At 46.8% G+C, this 25,940-nt stretch carries 24 protein-coding genes, 1 tRNA gene and 1 other RNA gene; 18 read left to right on the top strand and 8 right to left on the bottom strand.

Annotated features, from left to right (window positions below; genetic code table 11):
* Positions 1-26 precede the first annotated feature (26 nt).
* From HRR27_RS10285 to tnpB, 14 genes are all read left to right on the top strand, one after another.
* Entirely contained in the window at positions 27-1,427 is a 1,401-nt protein-coding gene (locus HRR27_RS10285) for a TadA family conjugal transfer-associated ATPase (RefSeq protein ID WP_173273503.1), read from the top strand.
* Complete coding sequence (locus tag HRR27_RS10280) at positions 1,427-2,368, top strand: type II secretion system F family protein (protein WP_173273501.1); 942 nt, start codon at positions 1,427-1,429, stop codon at positions 2,366-2,368. The genes HRR27_RS10285 and HRR27_RS10280 overlap by 1 nt, the downstream gene beginning before the upstream one ends.
* Positions 2,368-3,270, top strand: a complete 903-nt coding sequence (locus tag HRR27_RS10275) for a type II secretion system F family protein (protein ID WP_173273499.1) — start codon at positions 2,368-2,370, stop codon at positions 3,268-3,270. Before HRR27_RS10280 ends, HRR27_RS10275 begins: the two co-directional genes overlap by 1 nt.
* 1 nt (position 3,271) lies before the next feature.
* Positions 3,272-3,880, top strand: a complete 609-nt coding sequence (locus tag HRR27_RS10270; protein ID WP_173273497.1) for a tetratricopeptide repeat protein — start codon at positions 3,272-3,274, stop codon at positions 3,878-3,880.
* A 33-nt stretch (positions 3,881-3,913) separates the two neighbouring features.
* Positions 3,914-5,728 (top strand): hypothetical protein, encoded by a 1,815-nt coding sequence (locus HRR27_RS10265; protein WP_173273495.1) that lies wholly within the window; start codon positions 3,914-3,916, stop codon positions 5,726-5,728.
* 66 nt (positions 5,729-5,794) lie between these two features.
* Positions 5,795-5,885 (top strand) — tRNA-Ser (locus HRR27_RS10260).
* A 29-nt stretch (positions 5,886-5,914) separates the two neighbouring features.
* Positions 5,915-6,011, top strand: an RNA gene (gene ffs / locus HRR27_RS10255) — signal recognition particle sRNA small type.
* 161 nt (positions 6,012-6,172) lie between these two features.
* A complete protein-coding gene (gene dnaX / locus HRR27_RS10250; RefSeq protein WP_173273493.1) occupies positions 6,173-8,494 on the top strand; it encodes a DNA polymerase III subunit gamma/tau in 2,322 nt (773 codons plus the stop codon).
* A gap of 43 nt (positions 8,495-8,537) precedes the next feature.
* A complete protein-coding gene (locus HRR27_RS10245) occupies positions 8,538-8,867 on the top strand; it encodes a YbaB/EbfC family nucleoid-associated protein (protein WP_173273491.1) in 330 nt (109 codons plus the stop codon).
* 65 nt (positions 8,868-8,932) lie between these two features.
* Complete coding sequence (gene recR, locus HRR27_RS10240; protein ID WP_173273489.1) at positions 8,933-9,526, top strand: recombination mediator RecR; 594 nt, start codon at positions 8,933-8,935, stop codon at positions 9,524-9,526.
* A 3-nt stretch (positions 9,527-9,529) separates the two neighbouring features.
* Positions 9,530-11,764, top strand: a complete 2,235-nt coding sequence (locus HRR27_RS10235) for an autotransporter outer membrane beta-barrel domain-containing protein (RefSeq protein ID WP_173273487.1) — start codon at positions 9,530-9,532, stop codon at positions 11,762-11,764.
* Positions 11,765-11,876: 112 nt separating this feature from the next.
* Complete coding sequence (locus HRR27_RS10230; protein WP_173273485.1) at positions 11,877-12,242, top strand: transposase; 366 nt, start codon at positions 11,877-11,879, stop codon at positions 12,240-12,242.
* 30 nt (positions 12,243-12,272) lie between these two features.
* Positions 12,273-12,623 carry a transposase gene (locus tag HRR27_RS10225; protein WP_173273483.1) on the top strand — a complete coding sequence of 117 codons (351 nt, stop codon included), beginning with the start codon at positions 12,273-12,275 and terminating at the stop codon, positions 12,621-12,623.
* The gene (tnpB, locus tag HRR27_RS10220) at positions 12,620-12,949 is read left to right on the top strand and encodes an IS66 family insertion sequence element accessory protein TnpB (protein WP_173273481.1); all 330 of its coding nucleotides are present in this window, start codon (positions 12,620-12,622) and stop codon (positions 12,947-12,949) included. Before HRR27_RS10225 ends, tnpB begins: the two co-directional genes overlap by 4 nt.
* 10 nt (positions 12,950-12,959) lie before the next feature.
* Here tnpB and HRR27_RS10215 read toward each other — a convergent pair.
* Together HRR27_RS10215 and HRR27_RS10210 are read right to left on the bottom strand one after the other, a co-directional pair.
* A protein-coding gene (locus HRR27_RS10215; RefSeq protein ID WP_173273479.1) for an IS3 family transposase occupies positions 12,960-14,122 on the bottom strand; the annotation gives its coding sequence in 2 pieces (ribosomal slippage) (positions 12,960-13,846 and positions 13,846-14,122; 1,164 coding nt in all).
* A gap of 64 nt (positions 14,123-14,186) precedes the next feature.
* Complete coding sequence (locus HRR27_RS10210) at positions 14,187-14,414, bottom strand: transposase (RefSeq protein ID WP_173273477.1); 228 nt, start codon at positions 14,412-14,414, stop codon at positions 14,187-14,189.
* Positions 14,415-14,499: 85 nt separating this feature from the next.
* Here HRR27_RS10210 and tnpC point away from each other — a divergent pair, with 85 nt between their 5' ends.
* On the top strand, positions 14,500-16,074 hold the full coding sequence (gene tnpC, locus HRR27_RS10205) for an IS66 family transposase (RefSeq protein ID WP_173273475.1): 1,575 nt from the start codon (positions 14,500-14,502) through the stop codon (positions 16,072-16,074).
* The gene (locus HRR27_RS10200; protein WP_173273473.1) at positions 16,075-17,058 is read left to right on the top strand and encodes an IS5 family transposase; all 984 of its coding nucleotides are present in this window, start codon (positions 16,075-16,077) and stop codon (positions 17,056-17,058) included. It abuts the gene before it with no gap.
* A 172-nt stretch (positions 17,059-17,230) separates the two neighbouring features.
* On the opposite strand, the gene argF is transcribed toward HRR27_RS10200, so the two are convergent.
* Both argF and HRR27_RS10190 read right to left on the bottom strand, forming a co-directional pair.
* Positions 17,231-18,136 carry an ornithine carbamoyltransferase gene (argF, locus tag HRR27_RS10195; protein WP_173273471.1) on the bottom strand — a complete coding sequence of 302 codons (906 nt, stop codon included), beginning with the start codon at positions 18,134-18,136 and terminating at the stop codon, positions 17,231-17,233.
* A gap of 15 nt (positions 18,137-18,151) precedes the next feature.
* Positions 18,152-19,330 carry an aspartate aminotransferase family protein gene (locus HRR27_RS10190; RefSeq protein ID WP_173273469.1) on the bottom strand — a complete coding sequence of 393 codons (1,179 nt, stop codon included), beginning with the start codon at positions 19,328-19,330 and terminating at the stop codon, positions 18,152-18,154.
* Positions 19,331-19,979: 649 nt separating this feature from the next.
* On the opposite strand from HRR27_RS10190, the gene HRR27_RS10185 reads away from it, so the two are divergent.
* Both HRR27_RS10185 and HRR27_RS10180 read left to right on the top strand, forming a co-directional pair.
* Complete coding sequence (locus HRR27_RS10185; RefSeq protein WP_173273467.1) at positions 19,980-20,909, top strand: branched-chain amino acid transaminase; 930 nt, start codon at positions 19,980-19,982, stop codon at positions 20,907-20,909.
* A gap of 22 nt (positions 20,910-20,931) precedes the next feature.
* Positions 20,932-21,141, top strand: coding sequence for a zinc-finger domain-containing protein (locus HRR27_RS10180; protein WP_173273465.1), 210 nt, complete (start codon positions 20,932-20,934; stop codon positions 21,139-21,141).
* 104 nt (positions 21,142-21,245) lie between these two features.
* Here HRR27_RS10180 and HRR27_RS10175 read toward each other — a convergent pair whose 3' ends face one another.
* Genes HRR27_RS10175 through msbA form a run of 4 tightly spaced genes read right to left on the bottom strand, consistent with a single transcriptional unit; the run spans position 21,246 to position 25,940 of the window.
* Positions 21,246-21,815, bottom strand: a complete 570-nt coding sequence (locus HRR27_RS10175) for a D-sedoheptulose-7-phosphate isomerase (RefSeq protein ID WP_173273463.1) — start codon at positions 21,813-21,815, stop codon at positions 21,246-21,248.
* The gene (hldE, locus tag HRR27_RS10170; protein WP_173273461.1) at positions 21,815-23,245 is read right to left on the bottom strand and encodes a bifunctional D-glycero-beta-D-manno-heptose-7-phosphate kinase/D-glycero-beta-D-manno-heptose 1-phosphate adenylyltransferase HldE; all 1,431 of its coding nucleotides are present in this window, start codon (positions 23,243-23,245) and stop codon (positions 21,815-21,817) included. Before hldE ends, HRR27_RS10175 begins: the two co-directional genes overlap by 1 nt.
* 15 nt (positions 23,246-23,260) lie before the next feature.
* Complete coding sequence (locus tag HRR27_RS10165) at positions 23,261-24,208, bottom strand: lysophospholipid acyltransferase family protein (RefSeq protein WP_243830824.1); 948 nt, start codon at positions 24,206-24,208, stop codon at positions 23,261-23,263.
* On the bottom strand, positions 24,192-25,940 hold the full coding sequence (gene msbA, locus HRR27_RS10160; RefSeq protein ID WP_173273457.1) for a lipid A export permease/ATP-binding protein MsbA: 1,749 nt from the start codon (positions 25,938-25,940) through the stop codon (positions 24,192-24,194). Before msbA ends, HRR27_RS10165 begins: the two co-directional genes overlap by 17 nt.

Genomic DNA, 25,940 nt, shown 5'->3' with positions numbered 1-25,940 from the left:
ACTGTTTAAAAATATAGGGAACGGCAATGGGAATTAGGGACCGCCTAACACAAGTTGAGCAAAGACGAAGTTTGGTCAATGAATCGTCTAAGCCGGTACAAGAGCAGAAAAACGTTGAGAAAAGCGTTAAGGCGAAAGACGTTGCCAAAAACTCAACCTTTGTTGAAATCAAAAAGCGTTGCCAGAAACGAGCTGCCGATGACGAGGCTTTTTACCAAGCGGATTCGAGCGAAACTCGTCAAGAACTACGCCCACGATTAGAGGGTTTGGTGCGCGAAGTGGCGCACGAAATGCGCTACCCTTTGTCCGAACTCGAAGTCCGACAGCTGGCGTTGGATTTGCTCGATGAGATTTATGGTCTTGGGCCGATTGAGCCTCTATTGGCGGATGGCAGTATCTCCGATATTTTAATTAATGGTTTTGATCAGATTTATGTCGAGCGCGGCGGCAAGCTTGAACTGACCGATGTCACGTTTATAAGTGAAGAGCATCTGCGTAATAAAGTTGACCGAATGCTGTTTACGACTGGGCGTCGAGTTGATGAATCTTCCCCTTTAGTGGATGCGCGTCTGCCAGATGGCTCGCGTATCAATATTATTATCCCGCCTTTAGCGGTGGATGGAATTTGTGTTTCGATTCGCCGTTTTCCAGAATATCATCTGCGTGCCAAGGACTTGATTTCACTTGGCAGTATGACCGAACAGATGTTTAAGTTTTTAGAGATGAGCGTGCGTTCAGGCTTAAATATCATCGTTTGCGGTGGAACGGGTTCTGGTAAAACCACCACGTTAAATATGCTTTCAGGTTTGATTCCCTTTGATGAACGGACGGTGACCATCGAAGACAGTGCAGAACTGCGGATGCAGCAAGCGCACGTGGTGCGTTTGGAGACCCGGCCGCCAAATGCGGAAGGCATTGGCGAGGTCACACAGCGCGAGTTATTAAAAAACGCTTTGCGGATGCGGCCAGACCGCATTGTGCTTGGCGAGGTGCGTGGCGGTGAGGTCCTAGATATGTTGCAAGCGATGAACACCGGCCATGATGGTTCTTTGGCCACTTTGCATGCCAACTCACCCCGCGATTGTATTGCACGTTTAGAGTTGATGATTAACCTTAGTGGGGTGGATATTCCCGCCAACTCGATTCGTAAACAGATAGCCAGTGCGTTGGATTTAATTATTTATGTGAATCGTGGCAAAGACGGAAAACGACGGGTTGAATCGATTACCGAAGTGACTGGGGTTGAAGAAGATAATGTGGTTTTGCAAGAATTGTTTCTTTTTGAAAGCAGTTATGATGAGCTTAGCAGCCGTGTCTTAGGGCGTTTTAAAGCCTCTGGCGTGCGTCCTTCTTGTGCTGCGAAGTTTGAATCGCACGGCATGAGATTGTCGCCAGATTTGTTTAGCTTTGTGCAGGAAATTAGCTAATGAATTGGGATCTACTCGCCATTGCTTCTTTGGCGATTTTGCCGTTTGTGTTTATTGTACTGGGTGTTATACGGAGTCGGCAGCGTAAATATACCGCAAAAATTCGTGCGGTAATGCTGCGCATCGGTATGGCTGAAGAAGAGCGTCTTAGTTTTGAAGATTTGTTGATGACACAGCGCAATAAGCGCTGGTTCCAATTTTTTGTGACTAAGTTTAAACAAGCCGGTATTGTCAATCGCCAAGATATTATTCGCTTGATTTTGATTCAGGCGTTTTTGTTAACTTTAACATTGGTTTTATTAACGTTTAACTTTGGTGAGATGAGTAAGCGCAGTCTGCTATTAGTGATGCTTTTACCGATTTTCCCAACCATCTATTTATTTGTTAAGGGCGCGCAGCGTCAAGCGCAATTACGAAAAGATTTCCCTGAAATGCTCGACTCTTTAGTGCGCTCCATGCAAGCGGGTTATGGTATTGATGGTGCTTTGCGAGTGGTTGCTGAAGATATGAAAGGGCCGCTTGCTGAAGAAATTAGCGAGATGAATAAACAGCTTAAATTGGGTATTAGCCTGCGTGATATTTTGCGAGAATTTCAAGAGCGAGTTAGTTTGATTGAAGCGCAATATTTTGTTATCACCCTGATTCTTCAGCGCGAAAGTGGTGGTCAGTTATCTCCCGTGTTAAAGCAATTGTCATTGTTGATGCGCCGCCGTGAAAACTTCCAAGCGAAGCTCAAAACTCTCACGGCGGAGTCACGTTTTACCGCGTGGTTTATTAGTGGTTTGCCGGTTATTTATTTGTTGTATAAATTTATCTTTGATATCAGTTCGATGGAATTTTTGCTTAACGATCCGACTGGCTTCAAAATATTAGTCTTGTCGCTTGGCTTAATCTTTTTTGGCGCGCTGATTCTGCGTAATATGCTGAGGATCCGTTTCTAATGGAATGGTCGACCGAAATATTTCTATTGCTGATTAGTCTGCTATTACTGTTTGCTACTTTTGCTTTGGCCCGCATCTATCAAGGTAAGTACCGACAACAAGCGTATAAAGAGTGGTTGCGCCAACGGATTGGCGTTGGTCGCGCTTTAGCACGTGAATATGAGGTTAAATCAACCTGTGTTTGGTGTCGTGTTGGGCGAATACTGGGAAGTAAAAATCCTAAGCAGTTGGCGCAACTAAAAGAACAGTTGGTCAGCGCTGGTTTTAGTGATGATAATCACATTGGCGCCTATTATTTTTTGAAATTTAGCGCGATTGCGAGCGCCTTTTTGCTTAGTTTTGGTTTATGGGTATTTCAAGATATTTCACCCCTGTTGATGATTGTGCTCCCTTTAGTTGTGATGTTATTGCCGGAAAAAATCATTGTTAATTTGGGTGAAAAACGGCTTGAAAAAATCAATCAACAGCTGCCTGATTTTTTGGATATGACGACGATATGTATGAATGCCGGCTTGAGTTATTTGGTGTCAGTAAAACGCGTTGCTGAGGAGTTGAAAGATATCTCCCCAGAAATCTGCAATGAGTTTGAATATCTGCTTGAACAAATCCAAGTTGGTGTGACGCGTATTGATGCTTTGCAGCAGTTTGCTCAACGCAATCCGTCTAAGGATATACAAAATTTGGTGCAGGTACTGGTGCAAAATGAGAAGTTAGGAAGTTCGATTAGCGAATCGTTGGCGAATTTTTCGCGCAGTATTTATCAGGAGCGTGAAAATTTAATGGAAGAAAAAGCAGCGAAAACATCCGCAAAAATGGCGATTATTATTCTGCCATTTATGTTGCTTCCATACATTATGTTGCTGCTTGGTGAGAAGCTGGTCATGCTGGGTAGAGGGTTTTAGAATGCAAAGGTCTGGCTTGTTGGTCGTTTTTTTGGGGTTTTGTTTGCTTTCGGCTTGTGCGGTCACTGAAACACAATCGAGTTTGAATGCGAACAGCGCTTCGCCTCTTGACCCTCTTGCCACTCAAGTGGATGAGCAAGGTCAGTATAAATTGCTGATGGATTTGGCGGTAATGGAGCTAAAGCAGCAACGCTATAAACAAGCGGAACCCTTGTTGCAAAAATTGCGTAAGCTTAATCGTGATGATATTGCCGTTTATCGGATGTTGGCAAGAGCCTATGAAGGTCAGCAAAAGCAGCATTTGGCCTTACTGGCTTGGCAGCAGATTAATCAGTTTGCGCAGCACACGATTGATGACGAAGCGGAATACGCACGATTGGCTCTGGTGGAAGACGAATATCAAATCGCCGAACTGGTCTATCAGCAATGGTTAAACAGCGATCAGTTGAATCATCGCTTGAGTGCCTTGAATAACTTGGGTTTTAGCCGCTTATTACAAAAAGATTTTGCGCAAGCGCGAAGTTATTTTCAGCAAGCCTTGAAAATCGACCCTTTAAATAGCAAAGCATTAAACAATCTGATTTTGGTTGATGCGCTTACTGGCCGATAGTCGTCTCTCGGTGCTCCCCAAGAGGTAGGGATTATGTCTCTGTTCAAAAACCAAAAAACATTGCAGCGCCAAAGAGGTGCCATCAGCATTCTGGGGGTTGGTGCGATTTTTGCCGCGCTCTTTGCCTTCGATTTGGTGATGACCTACACCAAACTCAAAATCGTTGACCGTGAGTTAGACAACTATGCGCGCAGTGTCGCCGAAGTGGCGATTCGCTCCGAGTTGGCACTGACTCGGGACGGTTTGGCGGCTGGCACCATGGCGTTGGATTCTGCCGATAAGGTGACGAATTTCGCTTTGGAAAGAGTCGGCTATTCGCCGGCGGCCGGCGAGCTGGATACCGCCGGAATGGTGATAAATAAAATGATTCTTTTCGGTAATTTCGCTTCCGACGGTACTTTTTACCCGCTAGGCGAAAGCAACCCCGACTACCCGGAAAGCGTCGCTTTCGGAGCTTACAAAACCAATCCTCGCTTGTATATTCAAGAGATGATTAATGAAGGCGAGGGAAGCGAAAAAACCATCGCCAAAGCGCCAAGGTTCGATGCCGTTGCGGTTCAGCTCTGGACCGACGATAATTTTTACGGCTTTGTCCCCCAAGGGCGCGCGTTATATGGCGCGGGCGAAGATAACCCGCAATGTTTTTGCGATACTCGCTATGAGCAGTGTCTTAGTGCTGATTTGACGGCGGCAGAAATCAAGGCCGGTATTTATCCCGATGAGCCTCCTGCGCTGCTTAAAAATTTACTTGGTTCATTAATCGGTGGCGGTGTTGCAGAACATTCGTTGAGTAGTATGTTATTAGGCGAATTAATAGCCAATACGATTGCTTCGGAAATTGCCGTCCCTAACTCTAGCGCGCGAAAAAATTACTGTGAGTATGGTTATACGGCTTCTCATCCACTTAGCTTTTCAAACTCAAAATATCCGTATATGGATTTTACGACTCGGCAGGCATGGATTGGTATTGATCCCGTTGCGGTAGATAACGGTGTGCTCGGCAATCTTCTCGCAGAAAGTAATTTTTCCAAAGAAGATTTTGCTCGGGCGACTAAGCAGTTGCCGGTTTTTATCTATGACGGTGCCGACACTTTATCCAACCAAGCCGGTTTACTTTCAACAGTTGATGAACTCCTGGGGTTGTTGAATCCAGATAGCTCAGGGTCTATTTATGCAAAAGAAACAAACGCTACTAATACGACCTCTAATGATGATTTAAATGCGTCAGAAAGAAGCTACTATCGCTGTTCGTTATTGACGGCAAACGTTGACGTTTCTTTATTAGCCCCTTTGACCGATTCGTTGGGCTTGTCACAAGAAGGGGTAGCGCAAAATTGTGATGGGTTACTCTCAAGTGTGGGAGGGCTTTTAAACTCTGTATTGGACATTGTCACCGGGGACGAAGAAAGTTGTGGATTTTTGGGGCTTGGTTGTTTACTTGGTTCGGTTTTCAATTTACTTGATCCACTGGTTGGGCCTGTATTAGATTTAATCGGTATAGGCGATCTAGAAACCGTTCTGAACGATCTTCTCGATCCGGTAGTTCTGGTCCATGATCCGGTTTATATCGGGCGTTCTGGAACATGTACTTACGGTACGGATAATGCAAATATCTCCTCGACGCGCTGTCTATACAACGCCAATGATGCCCAGTTTCAAAGTTGTCGATATATGCTCTCAGGATTACCTGATAGTCAAAAGCCGACATTAGTTAATCGTCTCAGCATCGCACTATCCGGTCCGGTTAAGGATTTTTCTTCTGCCGTGGAAACACTTAACTGTGAACTGAAAAATTTCCGTTTTGTACAACCTCCATTCGAGGCGTCATATTGGCAAGAGGTAAATTAATTTACAAGTTTTAGACTCTATGGCTAGACAGCTTGTGTGGCCATCAGTATAATCCCCGACCTATTCGGATAGCTGGCTGAGCGGTTGAAGGCGCACGCCTGGAAAGTGTGTATAGGTTAATAGCCTATCGGGGGTTCGAATCCCCCGCTATCCGCCATTATTTTTATATTTTCAATATGGTAACTCTACTTGCTCCCTCGCGACACTAGGTTGGGAACCCCGCCAGGTCCGGAAGGAAGCAACGGTACCTTCTGATGTGGGCGCCGAGGATCGGTGGGTAGAGTTGCCTCCATTCTATTTTGTTTGATCTCTTTCATTTCTACGCAGAAATTTTGTCCAATTTCCATTCCCTTAACGGGTAAAATACCAATCTATTTGATAGTCTTCTTTTGCTTGAAAAACGCATTCAATGGCGCTTTTTACAGCTTAATAAAAGGTTGGTGCATGAGTTATAGCGTTTTAGCCCGTAAGTGGCGTCCTAAGAATTTTGCTGAATTAGTAGGGCAGCAGCACGTCATGCAGGCCTTGGCCAATGCTTTGGATCGACAAAGGCTTCATCACGCCTATCTTTTTACCGGAACGCGGGGCGTTGGCAAGACGACCATTGCGCGCATTTTTGCCAAAGCGTTAAATTGCGAAACCGGAATGACTTCTACCCCATGCGGGCAGTGCCAAGCGTGTCGTTCGATTGATGAAGGGCGTTTTATTGATTTAATTGAGGTCGATGCGGCATCGAAAACCAAAGTCGATGATACCCGTGAGATTCTTGAGAATGTTCAGTTCGCGCCGACTCAAGGGCGTTATAAAGTCTATCTGATTGACGAAGTCCATATGCTTTCCAAAAGCAGTTTTAACGCATTACTAAAAACCTTAGAAGAGCCGCCGGAACACGTTAAATTCTTATTGGCAACCACCGAGCCGCATAAGCTGTTAAATACCGTGCTGTCACGCTGTTTGCAGTTTAACTTGATGCGCTTAACCCAAGTTCAGATTCAACATCATTTGCAGAATATTCTGCATCAAGAACAAATTCCTTTTGAAGAGAGCGCTTTGGCTTTAATTGCAAAAAGTGCCGATGGGTCAGCGCGTGATGCACTGAGCTTATTGGATCAAGCGATTGCATATGGCGCAGGCAAGATTGAGTTTGTCTCCGTACAGACTATGTTGGGATTGGTTGACCAACAGTTCGTGCTTCGCATTCTGCAGGCTCTGGCTGAAGACAGTCCGCCGTTGATTAAAGCGGTTTTACAAGACCTTGCTTTAATGGGCGTTGACTATGATGCGCTCTTGGCTGGTTTAAGTGAAACTTTGCATGAAATCAGTTATTTTCAGTTGTTTGGCGAGGCGATTAATCTGGATAGTTTACCGTTGGAAATTGTCCAGGCACTGGCGCAAGCCTTGAGCGCTGAACGGATTCAAATTCTGTATCAAATCAGTCTGTTGACTAAACAAGATATGCAGTTAGCGCCGGATAATCGCATTGGTTTTGAAATGGGATTGATGCGAATGCTGGCGTTTGACCCCATCCACAGTGTCACAGTCCAAGCACCCCAAAATGGGCTTGCCTCAAGCGAAATAGCTGCGCCAGTGGTCAATGCTGCGATGCCGCCATCGGAGGCACTGGCGGCTTTGCGCGCAGGCTTGCAAAGCGCCCAAGAATCTCGCCCAGCGCCAGTAGCACTGACTAATGCGGTAATCCCATCCGTCATGGCATCGCCTGTGGGCGAGGTTTCTGAGGTGATGCCCTCCGTCACACCTGTTATGCAAAATGATTTTGGTTTGTCTGCCGGCGAGGTTGCTCCAGACCAAAGTATGTTGGCATCAATGGATCCTCAAACCGCTATGGCGCAGTTTGCGCCTGCGCGGGATTTGATCGGCAAACAGGTTACGCCTCGCAAGCCCTTGGCTCATGCTGATCACTCGAATCCTGAAATACAAAGTTCTCCAAATTTTTTGAGCGAGCAAGTCTTGGCGGGGTTTGGTTCGCTGGGAAAGTCTGATACGGGTGATGACTCTGCAACGGATTTAAAGGCAAATTCAGCATCGGACAATTTATCGACGGCCCTGAGTGCACAGGTCGCTAAAATGAGTGGTCAGTCGTTGGAGCCGATTCAGTCATCGCCGCCCTTGGAAATTTTTGAAGATCATTCGGTGTCGGCGGTTGAGTTACCTCCCGTTCAAGCGGTAAACCGCGTACTGGACGATATGCCGCCTTGGTTAACCGAAAATCCGAGCAACGCGGCTGTAGAGTCGATGCCGCCATCCGGCCATTCAGAGCTTGATGTGCATGAGCCTGCGGTGCAAGGAGCAATCGATAGGCTAAGTATGACAGAATGGCCAATGCCAACTTCGGTCGTTTTGTCGTCAGCAGCGGTGCAAAAAATGCAGCAATGGCGTGTTGTGATTGAACAGTTGCAACTTAAAGGAATGGTATTGGAAATTGCACGCCAAGCGGTGTTGCTCGACGCCTCGTCACAAAGCCTTTTGATTGCGATTGATCCGCAACAAAATTTCAGCCATCAGGAAAATGCGAGACAACAGCTCTGTGATCAAGTGCGCACGCAGTTAGGGCTTGATTTGCATTTTGCTGAAGCGGCGCAATTTGATCATGCGCAACTCACGCCGCAGCAGCAAGAACAAGTGTTGTTCGAAGAGCGTCAACAAGAAGCGGAAGCGGTGATTGCGGCAGATCCATTGTTACAAAGTTTTAAGGCAGTATTGAATATGCAAGTGCTGCCAAATTCAACCAAACCGCTGGCACGTTAAGTGTTGGCGAAATGTATTTTTAAAAAATAGAAAAGGAAACACAATGTTCGGTGGAAAAGGTGGTATCGGTAACCTAATGAAGCAAGCGCAAGAAATGCAGGCAAATATGCAGAAAGCGCAAGAAGAAATTGCCAAAATGGAAGTGGTTGGTGAAGCAGGTGGTGGTTTGGTTAAAGTGCAAATGACAGGCAAGCACGAACTGGTTAAGGTCGATATTGACCCATCTTTGATGGATGATCGAGAAATGTTGGAAGACTTACTGGCTGCAGCAGTGAACAGTGCGGTGCGCAGTGTTGAGGCGACCACGCAAGAGAAAATGGGGTCTCTGACTAATGGCATTAACTTGCCACCTGGTATGAAAATGCCTTTCTAGCTAGGATTTCCAAGTCTTTTTTCTTGGAAAAGTCCTGATTTACTTATTTTTGCTAATGGAAATCAATGCAAACTCCTTTAATAGATGATTTAATTTCAGCATTGCGAGTACTTCCCGGTGTTGGCGCAAAATCTGCTCAGCGGATGGCTTACTATCTGTTGGAGCGTGACCGCAAAGGCGCTTTGCGTTTGTCCGGTGCTTTGCAGGAAGCGATGGATAAAGTCGGTCATTGCGAACAATGTCGCACCTTTTCGGAAACCGATTTTTGTCCGATTTGCGCCTCTAGTAAACGTAATCAAAACGAAATTTGCGTGGTGGAATCACCGTCGGATATTGCTGTTATTGAACAATCCGGTATTTTTCGCGGCACCTATTTTGTTTTGATGGGGAAGCTTTCACCGATTGATGGAATTGGCCCAGACGAAATTGGTTTGCCACTATTGGAACTGCGACTTCAGCAGCAGGATTGTTCCGAATTAATCATCGCCACTAACCCATCGGTTGAGGGTGAAGCCACCGCGCATTATTTGCAGCAGATGGCTAAAAATTACCAGATAAAGGTATCTCGTTTAGCGCAAGGGATACCTTTGGGTGGCGAGTTAGAGTATTTGGATTCCGGTACTCTTACACAAGCATTTATTTCCAGACGAGAGGTTTAACCCATGAAAGCCCCAGCCATACTAAGTTTTTTGATTGTTTTTGTAACCATTTTACTTAGTGGCTGTGGTGGTGGGGGAAGCCCAGAAAACTTTGATGGTGTTGTCGCTGGCGTCAATACCAAAATGGTTGTTGATGGTGCAGAAACAACCACGATTCCTGCTGGCGATGATGCAACTGTCTATTTAGCCTTGTTGGATAGTGATGGTATTGCGTATAAGAATGTCGCAATGGTGTTGCAAGCAACCTCCGGTACGCTATCTGCTTCAAGTGTCACGACAAATTCAAATGGTGAAGCTTCAGTTCTTCTCTCCTCTCCTTCTAGTTTAACAAGTGATACTTCTGGGACTTTAACGATTATTGCCGCTTCTGGTGATACAGCGACCTTAAATTATGATTTTTTAGCTGGAACGACAGTCGAGGGAGCTGGTGGGGATACCGCTACTGCGGGGATTAACTTATCATTAACGGTTGCATCCACTGGCGAGGCGACCTATTCATCAAAAGAAGATTTTAACGTTGATATTTTATTGTTAGATGCTAATGGCGATCCCATTCCTCAAACTTTGATAAATGTTTCAGCCACGTCCGGCAGTGTGAGTCAAGGGACACTTTTATCCAATGAAAACGGTGAGGCTCGCGTAAATATTCTTGCGCCGGATAACTTAACTTCCGGTACTGCTCCTGGAACTTTTACAGCATCCTCAGAAACAGGGGTTTCTGCTTCTGTCAATTACGAATTTATTGCCACGAATACGATTGATGAAGGCGAAGACATTCCAGCAGCGTCTATACAATTTATCAGTGCTGAGCCAACATTAATTTCTTTGAAAGGAACGGGCGGTGTTGGTTATGGTGAGACTTCACAGGTTATTTTCAAAGTTGTCGATGATAACGGCGATGCTGTTCAAGGTGCTAATGTAACTTTTGAGTTGTCAACTGCTGTCGGTGGGCTTACGCTTTCTGAAACTTCAGTTGAATCCAATATCAGTGGTGAGGCATCTACAACAGTTCAAGCAGGTACAATTCCTACACCTGTGCGTGTCACTGCAACGTTGACGCTTGAAAGTGGCGACACGGTGTTTGTTCAGTCTGATTTACTAACTGTGACGACCGGCATTCCTGACCAAAATAGTTTTACTCTAACACTCGAGACTTTTGCTCCTGAGACGGGAGGGAGTAGTGGTTTGATTGCTGGTGTTGAAGTGCCTGTAACGGTCTTTTTGGCAGACCGTAATAATAACGATGTTCCTGATGGAACGGTTGTAAATTTCACGACTGAGGGAGGTAGCATCGGTAACGGCGGCTCAGACGGTTCTTGTCAAACGGTTGAAAGTCAATGTTCGGTAGTTTGGCGCAGTCAAAACCCTGTTCCTGCAGATCACCGTGTGCAAATTATCGCCTATGCGATCGGTCACGAAACTTATTACGATATTAATGCTAACGGTGTCTTTGACGACGGTTTTGATTATCAGGGCAATGACGGCGTTGCTGATACGCCGGCTTTTGATGATATGACCGAGGCCTATCGCGATGATGATGAAAGTGGTCACTTTAATCCTTCAGCATCGACTTTTGCTAAAGATGAGCGTTTCATTGATTACAACAGTAACCAAGCGTTTGATTTGGCCGATGGAACTTTCAATGGCGTACCTTGTGAAGATCCAAATGGTTTTGGTGTTTGCCCTGATTCAGAGGTGGTTGAGACAACATTGACTCATATTCGCGGGCAGGCAACTTTGATTATGGCGGATTCTTATGCAAGAACTTACATTCAAGCGACCACAGGCGCCAGTTGTTTAGATGCGAATGGTAAGTTTAAGAATGATGGTACTTGTTCTTCTAATATCAATTTCAATACCGGTGCAGATTTTGCTGTAATTTGGTTGATGGCTGAGGATACTGCAGCGTTGTGTCATGATGGAAGCGGAGCAGGTACAGAAGATGATCCGTTAATTCGTGTTGAGGCAGTTAATCCAAATGATGCTACTTGCACGGTTGCAGTTCGTCAATCACCTGCTACCGGATCGAGCATTGAAGTTACCGCAGATGTGGGTGAGTTGACGGATTTACCGATTGATACCATTGACAATACTTTAAGTCATACCGAGTTTTTTATGGTGCTTAAATCAAGCCCAGATAATGCAGAGACAGATTTAGGAACGGTTGAATTTACGGTGACTTCACCATCAGGTAAGAAATCAACAGCCTTTATAACTGTTACAGACCCAGCTAATTAGTCGATCCTGAATAACCCCGTAAGCCCATACGGGTTATAGCGTTTGGCGTGATTTTGCCTGTCAAAAATTGCAAGTTTCATTATAATTTGAACTTTGTTTCTTGCAATTTTTGATGACCATGAAGCCTAAAACTCACCCAAAAGAGACTCATAATCGCGATCTATTTCGCCCTCTGCTCTGTGACATTATTAATCCCGACCATGAGCTCACCCGACTCACCAACCTGATTGACTGGTCACAATTTGATTCTTGGTCAGACTTGTTCCCCTCAAAAACGGGACGTCCGGCAACACCGCCTCGCTTGATTGCTGGACTGTTTTATTTGCAGCATCTTTTTGGACACAGTGATGAAGGCGTCCTAGAGGCCTATCTGCAATCACCTTACTACCAGTATTTTGTGGTCGTGTGTATTTTGAACATGAATTGTAACCGTCCGGTGAACACCTCTTACCAACCATACTTATCTGTGAATAATTAGGTGCCCACGTATTTTAAATGGGCACTTATTATGACAGACTCTCTATCAACGCTTCCCACAGTCAAAAAGATTCGCCGTCGCTACTCACGGGAATTCAAACAGCAGGTTTTGACCGCTTGCGAGGACCCTAACACCTCGATTGCACAAGTCGCTCGGGACTACGGCATCAACGCCAATCAAATACAAAACTGGAAGCGTCAGCTTAAAAAGCGCCATGCTTCCCAAGCGGCATTTATTCCGCTGGTCTTGAACGATCTGCCGCCGTCATCGCCTCAAACGCTCTTGGTCGAACTGCCTGCACCTCAAGGCAAGATTGCTGTGCACTGGCCTGTCACAGAATTGGCCAAATTAAGCGCCTTTGTCAAGTCGGTGCAGTCATGATTCGCATTGATCATTATTGGCTGGCGACTGAACCCATGGATATGCGTGCAGGACCCGATACCGCATTAGCTCGTGTCATTGCCGTGTTTGGTGAGGCCAAACCCCATCATGCGTATCTGTTTGCCAATAAGCGCGGCAATCGAATGAAGTTATTGGTCCACGATGGCTTAGGCATCTGGCTCTGTGCTCGACGTTTGAATCAAGGTAAATTCCATTGGGCTGAGCTGTGGCGCGGCGATTCCGTGACACTCTCCCCTGAACAATGTCTGGCACTGATGCAGGGCTTGCCTTGGCAACGGCTCGAGACTTCCTTATCACTGAGTTAGTGTGTTCTGGTCAAGCTTTTTTGGACACTGTTTTTTTACAATTTTCATACTCAATCGGCGTTAAATCACCGTTCGCAGTATGAAGCCTTTTTAAGTTGTAGTAACGCATGTAATCCGCTACGTCTTGTTTCATGCTCTCGCGTGTTGGATGATAGGCTTTAAACAGCCAGTCATGTTTTAAGCTGCCAAAAAATCGTTCAACAACGGCATTATCCCAACAGGCTCCGACATCGCCCATCGATGCGGTCATATTTTGCTTGGCTAGCAGCGTGGCAAAACGTTTGCTCGTGTACTGAGAACCACGATCACTGTGAAAAATCACGCCTTTGGGATGCCCTCGTAGCCAATACGCTTGCTGCAAGGATTGCATGACGAGTTCGACCGTCATTCTTTCACTCACGGCCCAACCGATAATGCGGCGAGAATACAGGTCCATTACGACACTCAAATACAGCCAACCTTCAGGTGTTTTCAAGTAGGTAATATCGCCTGCCCAAACTTGATTCATCGCGCTTGGATTGAACTTCATCTTGACCAAGTTATCCGCCACTCGATGTGTCAGGTTACGCTTAGTCGTTATTTTATAAGCTCGACGCTGCTTGACGACTAATCCCAGTGTTTTCATGAGCCGACGTGCTTTCTCTCGGCTGACGGGAAACCCAGCCTTACGAAGGGCTTTGGCGAGTTCACGAGAGCCCAAACTGTCACGGCTCTCTTTGAAGAGCTTTTTGGCTGTACGATAGAGTTCAAGTTGTTCTGCCTTGATCACCTTTTTAGGTCGTTTTTTCCATGCGTAATAGCCTGAACGACTGAGTTTCAACACTTGGCTCACAGGCTTAACTGGCAAGCCCTCCTGAATCAATTCATCCATGAATGAAAACGTTATCGGATGTCTTGCGCCAGAAGGGCTGAAGCTTTTTTTAAGATCTCTTTTTCGAGTTTTAAGCGTTTGTTTTCAGCGCGCAACTGTTTCAACTCAGCGCGTTCATCCTGACTCAGACCTGACCCATTGGCTTGGGCTTCAAACTTCTCTTTCCACTTGTAAATCAAATTCGTTCTGACACCTAAGGATTCAGCCGCCTCAGCCACACTGTAACCTTGATCCGTTACCAACGCGACGGCTTCTTTTTTAAACTCATCGGTGTAAGTTTTATAAGTTCTCTTTTGACTCATGATCACTCCTAGTTCGACAACATCTATTGTCTCTTATAAAAGTGTCCACTGCTATTAGACCAGTTCACTTGTTTTCAGCGCGCAACTGTTTCAACTCAGCGCGTTCATCCTGACTCAGTGCTGACCCATTGGCTTGGGCTTCAAACTTCTCTTTCCACTTGTAAATCAAATTCGTTCTGACACCTAAGGATTCAGCCGCCTCTGCCACACTGTAACCTTGATCCGTTACCAACGCGACGGCTTCTTTTTTAAACTCATCGGTGTAAGTTTTATAAGTTCTCTTTTGACTCATGATCACTCCTAGTTCGACAACATCTATTGTCTCTTATAAAAGTGTCCACTGCTATTAGACCAGTTCAGTCTTTATAATCCGCGGCATGAAAACAATGCCAAACCTCCATCAACTCTCTGCCGACCAGTTACGAACACTGGCGGCGCAGTTATTCATTCAGGTCGAGACTCAAGAAGCTCGTCTTCAAGAAAAAGACCAACGCATTGCGGCCAATACCAAAGCGCTGCAACAAAAAGATCTTAAAATCCATCAACTCACGCATGAGTTGGCGTATCTGAGACGTTTAAAATTCTCACACAAAAGTGAACAGATCAGCGCCTTACAGATGACACTGTTGGATGAAGTGACCGATGCCGACATTGCGGCGATTGAATCGGAACTGGATGCGCTTAGAGACAAAACCGACACAGCGCAACCAAAGAAAAAACCTAAGCGTCAGCCGCTACCCGAAAACCTACCTCGTCTTGACATCCGTCATGATCCCGAATCCACCACCTGTTCATGTGGCTGTCAATTACGCCATATTGGTGAAGACGTCAGTGAGAAGCTGGATTATCTGCCCGGGACGTTTCAAGTGGAACGTCATATTCGCTCCAAATGGGCGTGCGATGCCTGTGAAACTCTGGTTCAAAAACCGATGCCCCCACAAATCATTGACAAAGGTCTGCCAACCTCTGGGTTACTCGCACATCTGCTCATCGCCAAATACGCTGATCACTTACCGCTGTATCGTCAAGCTCAGATCTTTGAACGGGCCGGTGTTAAATTACCCAGTTCCACTTTAGCTGAATGGGTTGGCGTCTGTGGTGTTCAACTCGAACCGGTGGCTCAAGCACTCAAAGACTTTTTGCTGACGCAACCGGTCTTGCACGCCGATGAAACCCCAGTGCCCATGCTCAAGCCGGGGAATAAGAAAACCCATAAAGCCTATCTGTGGGCCTACACCAATCCAGCCAATGCACAACATAAGGCGGTGTATTACCACTTTAGTGAAGGGCGAAACGGCAAGTTTGCACGAGAAGTCCTACAAGACTGGAAAGGCGCACTGGTGTGTGATGACTATCCTGGGTACAAAGCCAGTTTTAAACAAAGCGTGAGCGAAGTCGGTTGCATGGCGCATGCCCGTCGTAAGTTCGTGGAACTGCATGAAAGCGGCAAAAGCACGATTGCCATTCAAGCCATTGAACTAATGGGGCAACTTTACGCCATTGAAAAAGAGATTCAACCCTTAGCCCCAGAGGAACGACAGATCATCCGGCAGCAAAAATCCAAACCGATTATGGACCTGCTGCTCAAATGGCTGCAGGTCCATCGAGAAAAAGTGCCCAAAGGTGGGGCAACGGAAAAAGCGATTCACTATAGCCTGAAACGTTGGGATGCCTTAAGCCGATACCTTGGAGATGGCCGCCTGCCCATCGATAATAACTGGGTAGAAAATCAAATCCGACCTTGGGCGTTAGGTCGCAAGAACTGGCTGTTTGCCGGCAGTTTACGCAGTGGTCAACGTGCGGCGAATATTATGAGCTTGATTCAATCAGCTAAAAACAATGGTCTGGATCCTTACGCCTATCTCAAAGACGTGCTTGAACGCTTACCCACCCATAAAGCCAGTCAAATCGACCAACTCCTACCGCACAAGTGGCAGCCTAGCAACCGGTGATTGCCGGACGCTTACCATGAATTACCGATTGATCCGAGTTCTCTGGTGCGTTGGCGTAAACGATTAGGCGTAAAAGAGATTGAAAAACTACTCCATGCGAGCATTCGTGCTGCACTGACCGCCAACATGGTATCGACCAAAAGTTTTACAGAGGTGATTGTCGACACGACTGTAATGGAAAAAGCGATTACCTACCCGACCGATTCAAAACTCATTGAGAAAGCACGAGAGAAACTGGTCAAGCAAGCGGATGCAGAAGGGATTGCACTTCGACAAAATTACAATCGAATAGGACCCCTCCTAGCGATTAAAACCGCACGTTATGCCCATGCTCGTCAATTCAAACGAATGCGTACCAGTTTAAAAAAACAGCGTAGTCGCTTAGGACGCATTATTCGGGACATTGAACGTAAAGCCACCGAGTTAAGTCCTCAGATGACTGTTCTGATTGCACTGGCCAAGCAAGTGAAAGATCAACAGCCTAAAGACAAGAACAAATGCTACAGCCTGCATGCCCCTGAAGTGAAATGCATCGCGAAAGGCAAAGCGCGTCAACCTTACGAGTTCGGTACCAAAGTCTCGGTGAGCACCACCTTAAAAGAGGGTCTGGTGGTTGGAATGAAAAACCTGCCTCATAACCCGTATGACGGCCACAGCTTAGTGGAAGCCATTGAACAAACACAACAATTGACCGAAACAACTGTTGAAAGAGTGTTTGTCGATAAAGGCTATCGAGGTCACGCCGTCACGGATACAAAGGTTTACATCGCTGGTCAAAGAAGAGGCATGACAGCGTCGCTAAAGAAAAAGCTCAAACGCCGAAGTGCGATTGAGCCGACCATTGGTCATATGAAAACCGAGGGACGATTAAATCGTTGTAGCTTGAAAGGTGAGCAAGGGGACAGTGTGTTTGCGTTGCTCTGTGGCGCTGGCCAAAACCTGAGATTACTCCTAAAGTTCCTACGGGAGCTTTTTATCGCCTAGATTTTTGGGTGGCAAATGAGAAGAACTGCATCGAAGTACTAAGCTACCACCATTAGAATCGCCTCAAAAAGGTGTTATTCAGAGCCGACTAATTAAAAAGGGTTGGTAAAACAAAAAAATCCCGCTTTAAGCGGGATTTTTTATGTCTATTAGAAAGTTTAACAACTAAAGATTATTTCGCCATTAAGAATTCGAGAAGGGCTTTTTGTGCATGCAGGCGGTTTTCCGCTTCGTCCCAAACGACCGATTGTTTGCCATCAATGACTTCGGCACTGACTTCTTCATCACGGTGTGCTGGTAGGCAGTGCATAAAGAGAGCATCATCCTTGGCGCAGGCCATCACTTCAGCATTGATTTGATAATCCGCAAACGCGCGTTGACGTAAGCGCTGTTCTTCTTCTTGTCCCATGCTGGCCCAAACATCGGTTACCAGTAAGTCTGAGTTTGTGGCGGCTTCTTTGGCGTTGCGAATAATTTCCACGCGATCTGCGTTTTCGGCAACCAGTTCTGGGCGCGGATCGTAGCCTTCAGGGCAAGCGATACGTAGTTTAAAGTCGTACATCTCTGCCGCGTTAATATAGGATTGGCACATATTGTTACCGTCCCCAATCCATGTGACCGTTTTGCCTTGAATGCTGCCACGATGTTCGTAAAATGTCTGCATATCGGCCAGTAGCTGGCAGGGGTGATAGTCATCGGTTAGGGCATTGATAATCGGCACTCTGGAGTGTTTTGCCATGGTTTGGACAATTTCATGCTCGAAAGTACGAATCATGATGCCATCGACCATGCTGGAAATCACTCGTGCGCTGTCTTCAATCGGTTCGCCACGCCCAAGTTGGGTGTCGCGCGGTGAGAGGAACAGCGCATGGCCTCCTAATTGGGTCATACCGGTTTCAAACGAAATACGGGTACGGGTCGATGATTTTTCAAAAATCATCGCCAGTGTTTTGTTTTTAAGCGGCTCGTGAATTTCACCGGCCCGCTGCATTCTTTTCAGTGCAATGCCGCGCTCAAGAACGATTTGCAGTTCTTCTTTGCTCAGGTCTTTTAAGGTTAAAAAATGTCTTACGGTCATAATAAAAGCTTTGGTTTATGCATTGGTTTGAGCAAATTCTTTGACCAACTCCGCCACCACAGTAACTAGGGTTTCGGTCTGCTCTTGGGTCATTACAAAAGTTGGCAGTAGGCGGATGGTATCGCCACGGGTGACGTTGATTAATACGCCACGCGCTAGTGCCTTGGCGACAAGTTCGCCACAAGGTTGCTTGAGTTGAATGCCAATCATGTAGCCTTTACCACGGATATCGACAACATTGTCTGTTCCGGCAAGGGCGTCTTTAAACTTGTTTAATAGTTGTTGGCCTTTGATTGCCACGTGCTCGACATAGTTATGTACTTCAAGGGTGTTAATCACCGCCAAGGCGGCAGCACAGGCGAGTGGGTTGCCGCCAAACGTGGTGCCGTGATTTCCTGGAACCAATATGCCAGCAGCAGCGCCAGACACTAAGCTGGCGCCAATCGGTACGCCATTACCAAGCGCTTTGGCTAAGCTCATTACATCGGGCTTAATGGTTTCGTGCTGGAAAGCGAACCATTTGCCAGTGCGTCCTACGCCAGCTTGTATTTCATCGAGCATCAATAACCAGTTATTGCGGTCACAAATTTCGCGCAGTGCGGTTAAGTATCCGGCTTTCGGTACATGTACGCCGCCTTCGCCTTGAACAGGCTCAACTAAAATGGCAACGATGTCAGCATCGTTTTCTAGGGTTTTAATCGCCTCGACGTTATCAAACGGCACGCGTACAAACCCTTGTACCAGTGGAAAGAAGCCTTCGTGCACTTTCGCATTGCCAGTGGCGCTTAGGGTGGCTAGAGTCCGGCCATGGAAGCTGTTCTCCATGACGATAATTTTGGGGTTGCTGATGCCTTTTTGGTTGGCATATTTGCGTGCGATTTTAATCGCCGTTTCATTCGCTTCTGCGCCAGAGTTGCAGAAAAACGCTTGCTGCATTCCGGAGAGTGCGCACAGTTTATCCGCTAACTGCTGTTGTTTGTCGATTTGATATAAATTTGATGTGTGAATCAGGGTTTGACTTTGTTCACAAATCGCTTCACTGATTGCAGGGTGCGCGTGCCCAAGGCTACAAACCGCGATGCCGCTAATAGCGTCAAGGTAGTGTTTACCGTCTTTATCATGCAGCAGCGCACCTTGGCCTTTAACAAAACTAACCGGCTGGCGTGCATAGGTGTTCATTAGGTGATTTGACATGAAAAGTTTCCTTGTTAAAGCGTCCTACCTCGGAATTCTGTTCGGCGGGACGTGCGTTCATGACATTTTAATTTAAGTATTTTGTCTTGTTATTTTGCCGGTTGCATTCAATTTTAATGAGAAAGTTTCAGAAATAAAAAAAGCAACCTTAGAAAAAGCATTTTTCAACAGATTCAACCCAACGCGTCGGCCCATCATGGCACAAGGCGAAAGCCAAAGTTCGGCTCAAAAATACATTCCACTCGGTTGCTTTTTTGCAAAATTAAAAGCGATTTAAAACCAGCAAAAGAAAGATTTTAGCGATTGCCGATAAAAATTCAAGTTTTGCTAAACAATTTTTCTAAGGGCGAGTAGGTTTTATTGTAAGAAATTGATTTTTAGAGACAATTTTTAGTAAGTGAAATCTCAAGAAACACGAAACAAGCAGCCGTTTGTATTCAGCAGGTGGATTGCCTGCATTTGTGAGGTCTGGAGAGGATGGTAAGCCGCTGTCTTGCGCAGTTACATTCAGCTGTGGTTGAAGCGATTTGTGGGTGTTCTGTTTTCCTCTAAATTATTTCTACAACGTTTACCTTATATTCGATAGAATATTGGGCTGTATTTTTAAATTAATCGCCCATGGCGCTTAACGGTTTTGGAGTAGTGTTAAATGCAAACAATGGCAGATAGAGACGGCTTGATTTGGCTAGATGGTGAAATGGTTCCTTGGCGCGAAGCGAAAGTACATGTACTGACGCACACGTTACATTACGGAATGGGTGTGTTTGAAGGGGTTCGCGCTTATGACGCTGAGCAAGGTACGTCGATTTTCCGTTTGGATGCGCATACCCAACGCCTACTTAATTCTGCCAAAATCATGAACATGAAAATGCCGTATGACAAAGCGACTTTGGATGAAGCGCAACGTGCGGCAGTGCGCGAGAATAACTTAAAGTCTGCTTATATTCGCCCGATGGCGTTTTACGGTGCGGAAGGTATGGGGTTACGTGCTGATAATTTAAAAGTTCACGTGATGGTTGCTGCATGGGAATGGGGCGCTTACATGGGCGAAGAGAACTTAACCAAAGGGATTAAAATCGCCACCTCTTCTTACACGCGTCACCATGTTAACGTCACGATGACCAAAGCGAAATCCAACGGACAGTACATGAACTCGATGTTGGCACTGCAAGAAGCAATCGGCAACGGTTGTCACGAGGCCTTGTTGTTGGATGTTGACGGTTATGTTTCAGAAGGTTCGGGCGAAAACTTCTTCATGGTAAAAGAAGGGGTACTATACACGCCGGAATTAACCTCCTGTTTGGATGGCATCACCCGTAAAACCATTATGCAATTGGCTAAAGAGTTGGGTATTGAAGTACGTGAAAAACGCATTACACGTGATGAAGTTTATATCTGTGACGAAGCCTTCTTTACCGGTACCGCTGCAGAAGTGACTCCGATTCGTATGTTGGACAACCGTGAAATTGGTTGTGGTTCGCGTGGGCCGATTACCGAGAAATTGCAGTCGTTGTATTTTGATATTGTGCACGGTCGCTCGCCGCAGCACATGAATTGGCTAACTCAAGTCGCTAACTAATTTTGACGCTTAGGAGAGCCAGATGTCATCAAACTCAACCAACAGCAAAAAATGCTACGAAGTGACACATAAGGATTTGCCGTTGCACTGCCCGACACCGGACATGAGCAAATGGAACTCGCATCCGCGGGTGTATTTGCCGATTGAGAAAACCGGTAAAGCCAAATGCCCTTATTGCGGCGCGGATTATATTTTGATCGACTTTGATCCAAGTCACAGCGGCGGCCACTGAATAAAGCCTGCGTCTTTAAAACAAAAAACCGCTCAAGCGTTCTCGTTTGCGCGGTTTTTTTGTGCCCCTTGTATCAAACAGAGCGGAGGCGAGCGTCATCAATTTTAGTCAAAAGCGAGGTCTAGTAGCTCGCAGATTAAGTGGTTGATAAGCGTATGCCCTTCTTGAATGCGCGCTGTAATTGCGCTGTCCACCTTAATGATTTTATCGGCGACGTCTTGGATTGCGCTGTCGTCTTGTCCTATGAGGGCAACTGTGTGAATGCCTTTGAGCTGGGCGGATCGCAAGGCATTGATGATGTTAGAGCTACGTCCCGAGGTACTCATGCCAATTAAGACATCGCCTTGTTGACCCAAGCCCTCCACCTGTCGAGCAAACAACGTAGCAAATTCATAGTCGTTTGGGTGCGCGGTTAAAATTGAGGTATCGTTGGTCAATGCAATCGAAGCCAGCGGACGACGATTTTTAACATAACGAACCATCAGTTCTGCGGCCATGTGTTGCGCTTCTGCGGCGCTGCCGCCATTGCCGCACCACATGATTTTATTGCCATTTTGGAGCGCGTGGATGATTAACTCAGCTGCTTGTCGGATTTGCGGTTCTTGGGCAAATACCGAATCAACCGCCTGCTGGTGTTGCTTGGCGATGTCTGAAAAATCTAGGTTGAGTGACATTAGGGGGTCTCCTGAAGCGAGGCCTGGATACGCTCAACAATCTTGGTGGTTGAGAAGCCATCCCAGAAACTTAAGATTTTAACCTCGCCGCCACGCTCCCAGACACAGTCACAGCCGGCGATTTCGTGGGGTTGGTAATCCCCGCCCTTGACCAATACATCGGGTTGCAAGTAACAAATTAAGTCGCGCGGCGTCTCTTCGCTGAAAGGAATCACCCAGTCAACGCAGCTCAGCGAGGCTAAAAGTTCCATGCGACTTTGCAAGGGAATAATTGGCCGAGTTGGGCCTTTTAAAATTTGTACGGATTCATCGGTGTTGACGGCAATAACCAATTTATCGCCTTGCTTTGCCGCTTCATCTAAATAGCGTACATGGCCCGAATGCAGAATATCGAAGCAGCCGTTGGTGAAAACGATTTTTTGTCCTTGCTGTTGTGCTTGCTGGATAAGCTGTCTTAACTCTTCTTTGGATGGTGCGACATAGCCTTGATGACGCTGGGTCTGCTGTAACTTGTCGCTCAACTCGACCAAGCTTGCGGTGGCTGTACCGACTTTAGCAACCACAATGCCGGCCGCAATGTTGGCAAAGTGTAGAGCGTCTTTTAACGAGTAGCCGTTCGCGTAAGCGGCACCAATGGTGGCGATAACGGTGTCGCCGGCACCGGTCACATCATAAACATCTTGTGCCTGAGTCGCGAGGAAGTAAGGCTCTTGTTGCGGCGAGAAAAGCGCCATACCTTCTTCGCTGCGGGTGATTAAAAGATGGCTAATGTTCAAAGAGTCCATTAAGTTGCGGGCTTTTGCACTGAGTTGCTCATCGTCGCTAAATGCTCCCGCGATTTGGCAAAACTCCGCTTGATTCGGCTTGATTAAAGTCGCTCCGGCGTATTTTTGGTAACAGTCGCCTTTCGGATCAATGAATGAGGTGACGCCGGCAAGGTTGCAGGCTTGAATCATGCGTTGCACATCGGCCAAACAGCCTTTGGCGTAGTCTGAAAAAATCACCAAATCAAATTGGCCGAGCATTTTGATGACGGCCTCGGCGAAACTCTGCGCGCTGCTAAGCGCCAGCGTTTCTTCAAAATCCATACGAATTAATTGTTGGTGTCGACTCAGAATTCTCAGCTTGCGGATGGTCGGCTGGCTGCTAAAACTGAAATAGGTCTGGATACCGTGTTGTTGCAACAGTGTTTGAATCTGTGAACCGGCGTCATCCTTGCCGATCACCGAGGCGAGCGCGACATGAGCGCCGAGTGCTTTTAAATTGAGGGCGACGTTCGCAGCACCGCCTAGTCGGGTTTCATCGTTGTTGATTTTGACCACCGGAACCGGCGCTTCCGGCGAGATACGCTGTGCGCTCCCGGACCAGTATTGGTCGAGCATGACATCACCGACAACAAGAATTTTGGCATCTGAAAAATTGAGTTTCATAAGGGTATCATCTGTTTAAAATTTGAGGTTCCAGCGATTATGCACCCATAGATATTGTTCCGGTGCTTGACGAATGGCGGTTTCGTAAAGATGGTGCAATCTTAAGGTGTCTTGATCATCTTCGGTTGGGAAATGCTCTAATGCGGGCAAAAACTCGACTTCGTAGCGAATGCCTTGTTCGCTTTCAATCCGGCGGGTAAAGGTCGGCACTACGGCACAGCCGGTGAGTTTGCTGATTTTTGTGGTCGCCGGGTTGCTCGGTGCCTCTTTGCCAAACAGCGGCACCATGACTGAGCCTTTGGCGCGATATTTTTGATCCGGCAAAAAAGTCATGGCACCGCCGGATTTAAGCATCTTGAGCATGAGTCGGGTATTGTTGTTGGCCACCGGCTGAACTTGCTCGCCGTTATCGAAGCGAATGCTTCGGCCTTTGGCGATTAAGTAGTCCATAAACGGGTTGTCATGCGGCCGGTAAACCGCGTGATAGTTGGTTAAAAAGGAGATGAATAATCCGGTGACTTCTAGGGTGGTGAAGTGCGGTGCCAGAATCAACACGCCTTGGTTGGCATTGAGCGCATTTTGCAGGTTTTGTTCACCGCGGTAAGTGACCAGTGTGCGTTCAAAAGCCTTGCCGTGGTGGTGTTTGTGGTCGCCATGCCAAATCAGCGCCATTTCGGCAAAGCCCATGCCGATGCTTTCAAAATGCTTTTTTAAGAGTTGCTGGCGCTCGCCGACGGATTTTTCCGGAAAGGCGATTTCGAGATTTGCCGCAGCGATTTTTCGGCGTTTTGGCGCAAGCCAATACATTGCGCGGCCAAGCTGTTTACCGACACGGAATTTTGCCGCAAACGGCAGCCAGCTAAAAACGCGCAGTAGCCCGACACCCAGCCAAATCCCCCAATATTTTGGGTGCCAAAAGTGTTTGCCGCTTAAGTGAGTGGAGGGGTTAGATTGTTTCGCCACTCTGCTCTCCTTTTTCATAGAGGCTCGCGTACAAGCCATTGGCCACGAGTAAGTCGCTATGCTTTCCTTGTTCGATGACTTTGCCGTGCTCTAACACCACGATTTGATCGGCGTTTTCAATGGTGCTTAAACGGTGCGCGATAAGAATGACTGTGCGTTCTTTGCGCAGCTCATCCATCGCTTGTTGCACCTTTTTTTCGCTTTGATTGTCTAAAGCGGAGGTCGCTTCGTCCATAATCAAAATTGGTGCATCTTTCAAGAAAGCGCGGGCAAGCGAGATTCTTTGGCGTTGGCCGCCGGAAAGCAGATCGCCGTTGTCGCCGATATTGGTGTTGAGTCCTTGCGGAAGATTTTGAATAAACTCCCATGCGTGCGCTTTTTTGGCGGCGGCAATGATTTTGTCTTGGTCGATATCGCTTTGTCCGTAAGCGATATTGGCGGCAAGCGTGTCATTGAAAAGAATGATGTTCTGGCTGACAAAGGCGATGTTTTGGCGGAAGTGATTCAGTTCGATTTCGCTCAATGGATAGCCGTCTAAGGTAATGCGACCGGCGGTCGGCTCAAAGAAACGGGCAATCAGATGCGCTAAGGTCGATTTACCACTGCCGGATTGGCCGACCAGCGCGGTGGTTTTTTTCGCCGGAATGGTTAAATTAAAGTTTTCAAAGGTCGCAGTGTCGGCATTAGGGTAGGTAAAACCCAGTTGTTTGAAGACGATTTCGCCGTCAATGCTGTCAAAACGATGCGAGCCGTTATTGGCTTCGTCCGGCAAATCCAGTAGCTCAAAAATACTTTCCGCCGCCGCCATGCCTTTTTGGACGGTTTCATTGATGCTGGTCAGGCGGCGAATCGGCTCGAAAGTCAACGCCATTGCGGTGATGAAAGAGAGCAGTTCGCCCGGGGTGAACATGTCTTTGGCGGACATTTGCATGGCGATATAAACCACTACGGCCAAGGCAATCGCCGCCAGTATCTGCACGAGCGGAACATTCAGCGCAGAAACTTTAGTGACATTTAAGGTGTTGATTAATAAGCTTTTGGCGGTGTTTTGAAAGCGGTTCTGTTCATAGCGTTCTGCGCCGTAAATTTTGATGTCTTGATAAGCGTTTAAGCCCTCTTCCAGTTGATGCGTCATCTGCCCCATATCGGCCTGCATATTGCGGCTGGAGTTACGCATCAGCCGACTTGCTTTATCAATAATGAAAGCGACCACTGGGGCAATAATCAGCATTAATAAAGTCAGTTGCCAAGAGATATAAAGCAAATAGGCGACCAAAGCCACTACGGTAAGCGAGTCGCGGATAATGATAACCCAGGCATTGGATAGGGCGTTGCTCGCCTGCGGCACATCGTAGGTGATTTTCGACATCAGTCTGCCGGTGGAGTAACTCTGGAAGGTGCTGTAGGGCAGCGATTGCATCTTGCGGTACATCGCCGAGCGAATGTCGAGAATCGCACTTTGCGCAATCCATTGGCTGAAGACTTTGCTGAAATAGTCGGCAATCCCTTTGATGATGAAAACGCCTGCCAGCAGAAGTGGCATCATCACAAAAGAGTCGGGATTTTTAGCGATTAGGCTTTCATCAACCAGCTCTTTTAATATCCAAGCGGTTGCCGGTTCCATCACTGCGATGACGATTAATGCCAATAAGGTCACGGCGATGAGTTTTTTGTAAGGCAGTACGTAACGCAGTAAGCGACGATAAAGACTCAAGGTGGCGCGATCAAACAT

Origin of the sequence: Thiosulfatimonas sediminis (genome assembly GCF_011398355.1) — a bacterium.
GTDB lineage: Bacteria > Pseudomonadota > Gammaproteobacteria > Thiomicrospirales > Thiomicrospiraceae > Thiomicrorhabdus > Thiomicrorhabdus sediminis_A.
Note: the sequence above shows the minus strand (reverse complement) of the source record. Positions and strands in the feature narration are given on the sequence as shown.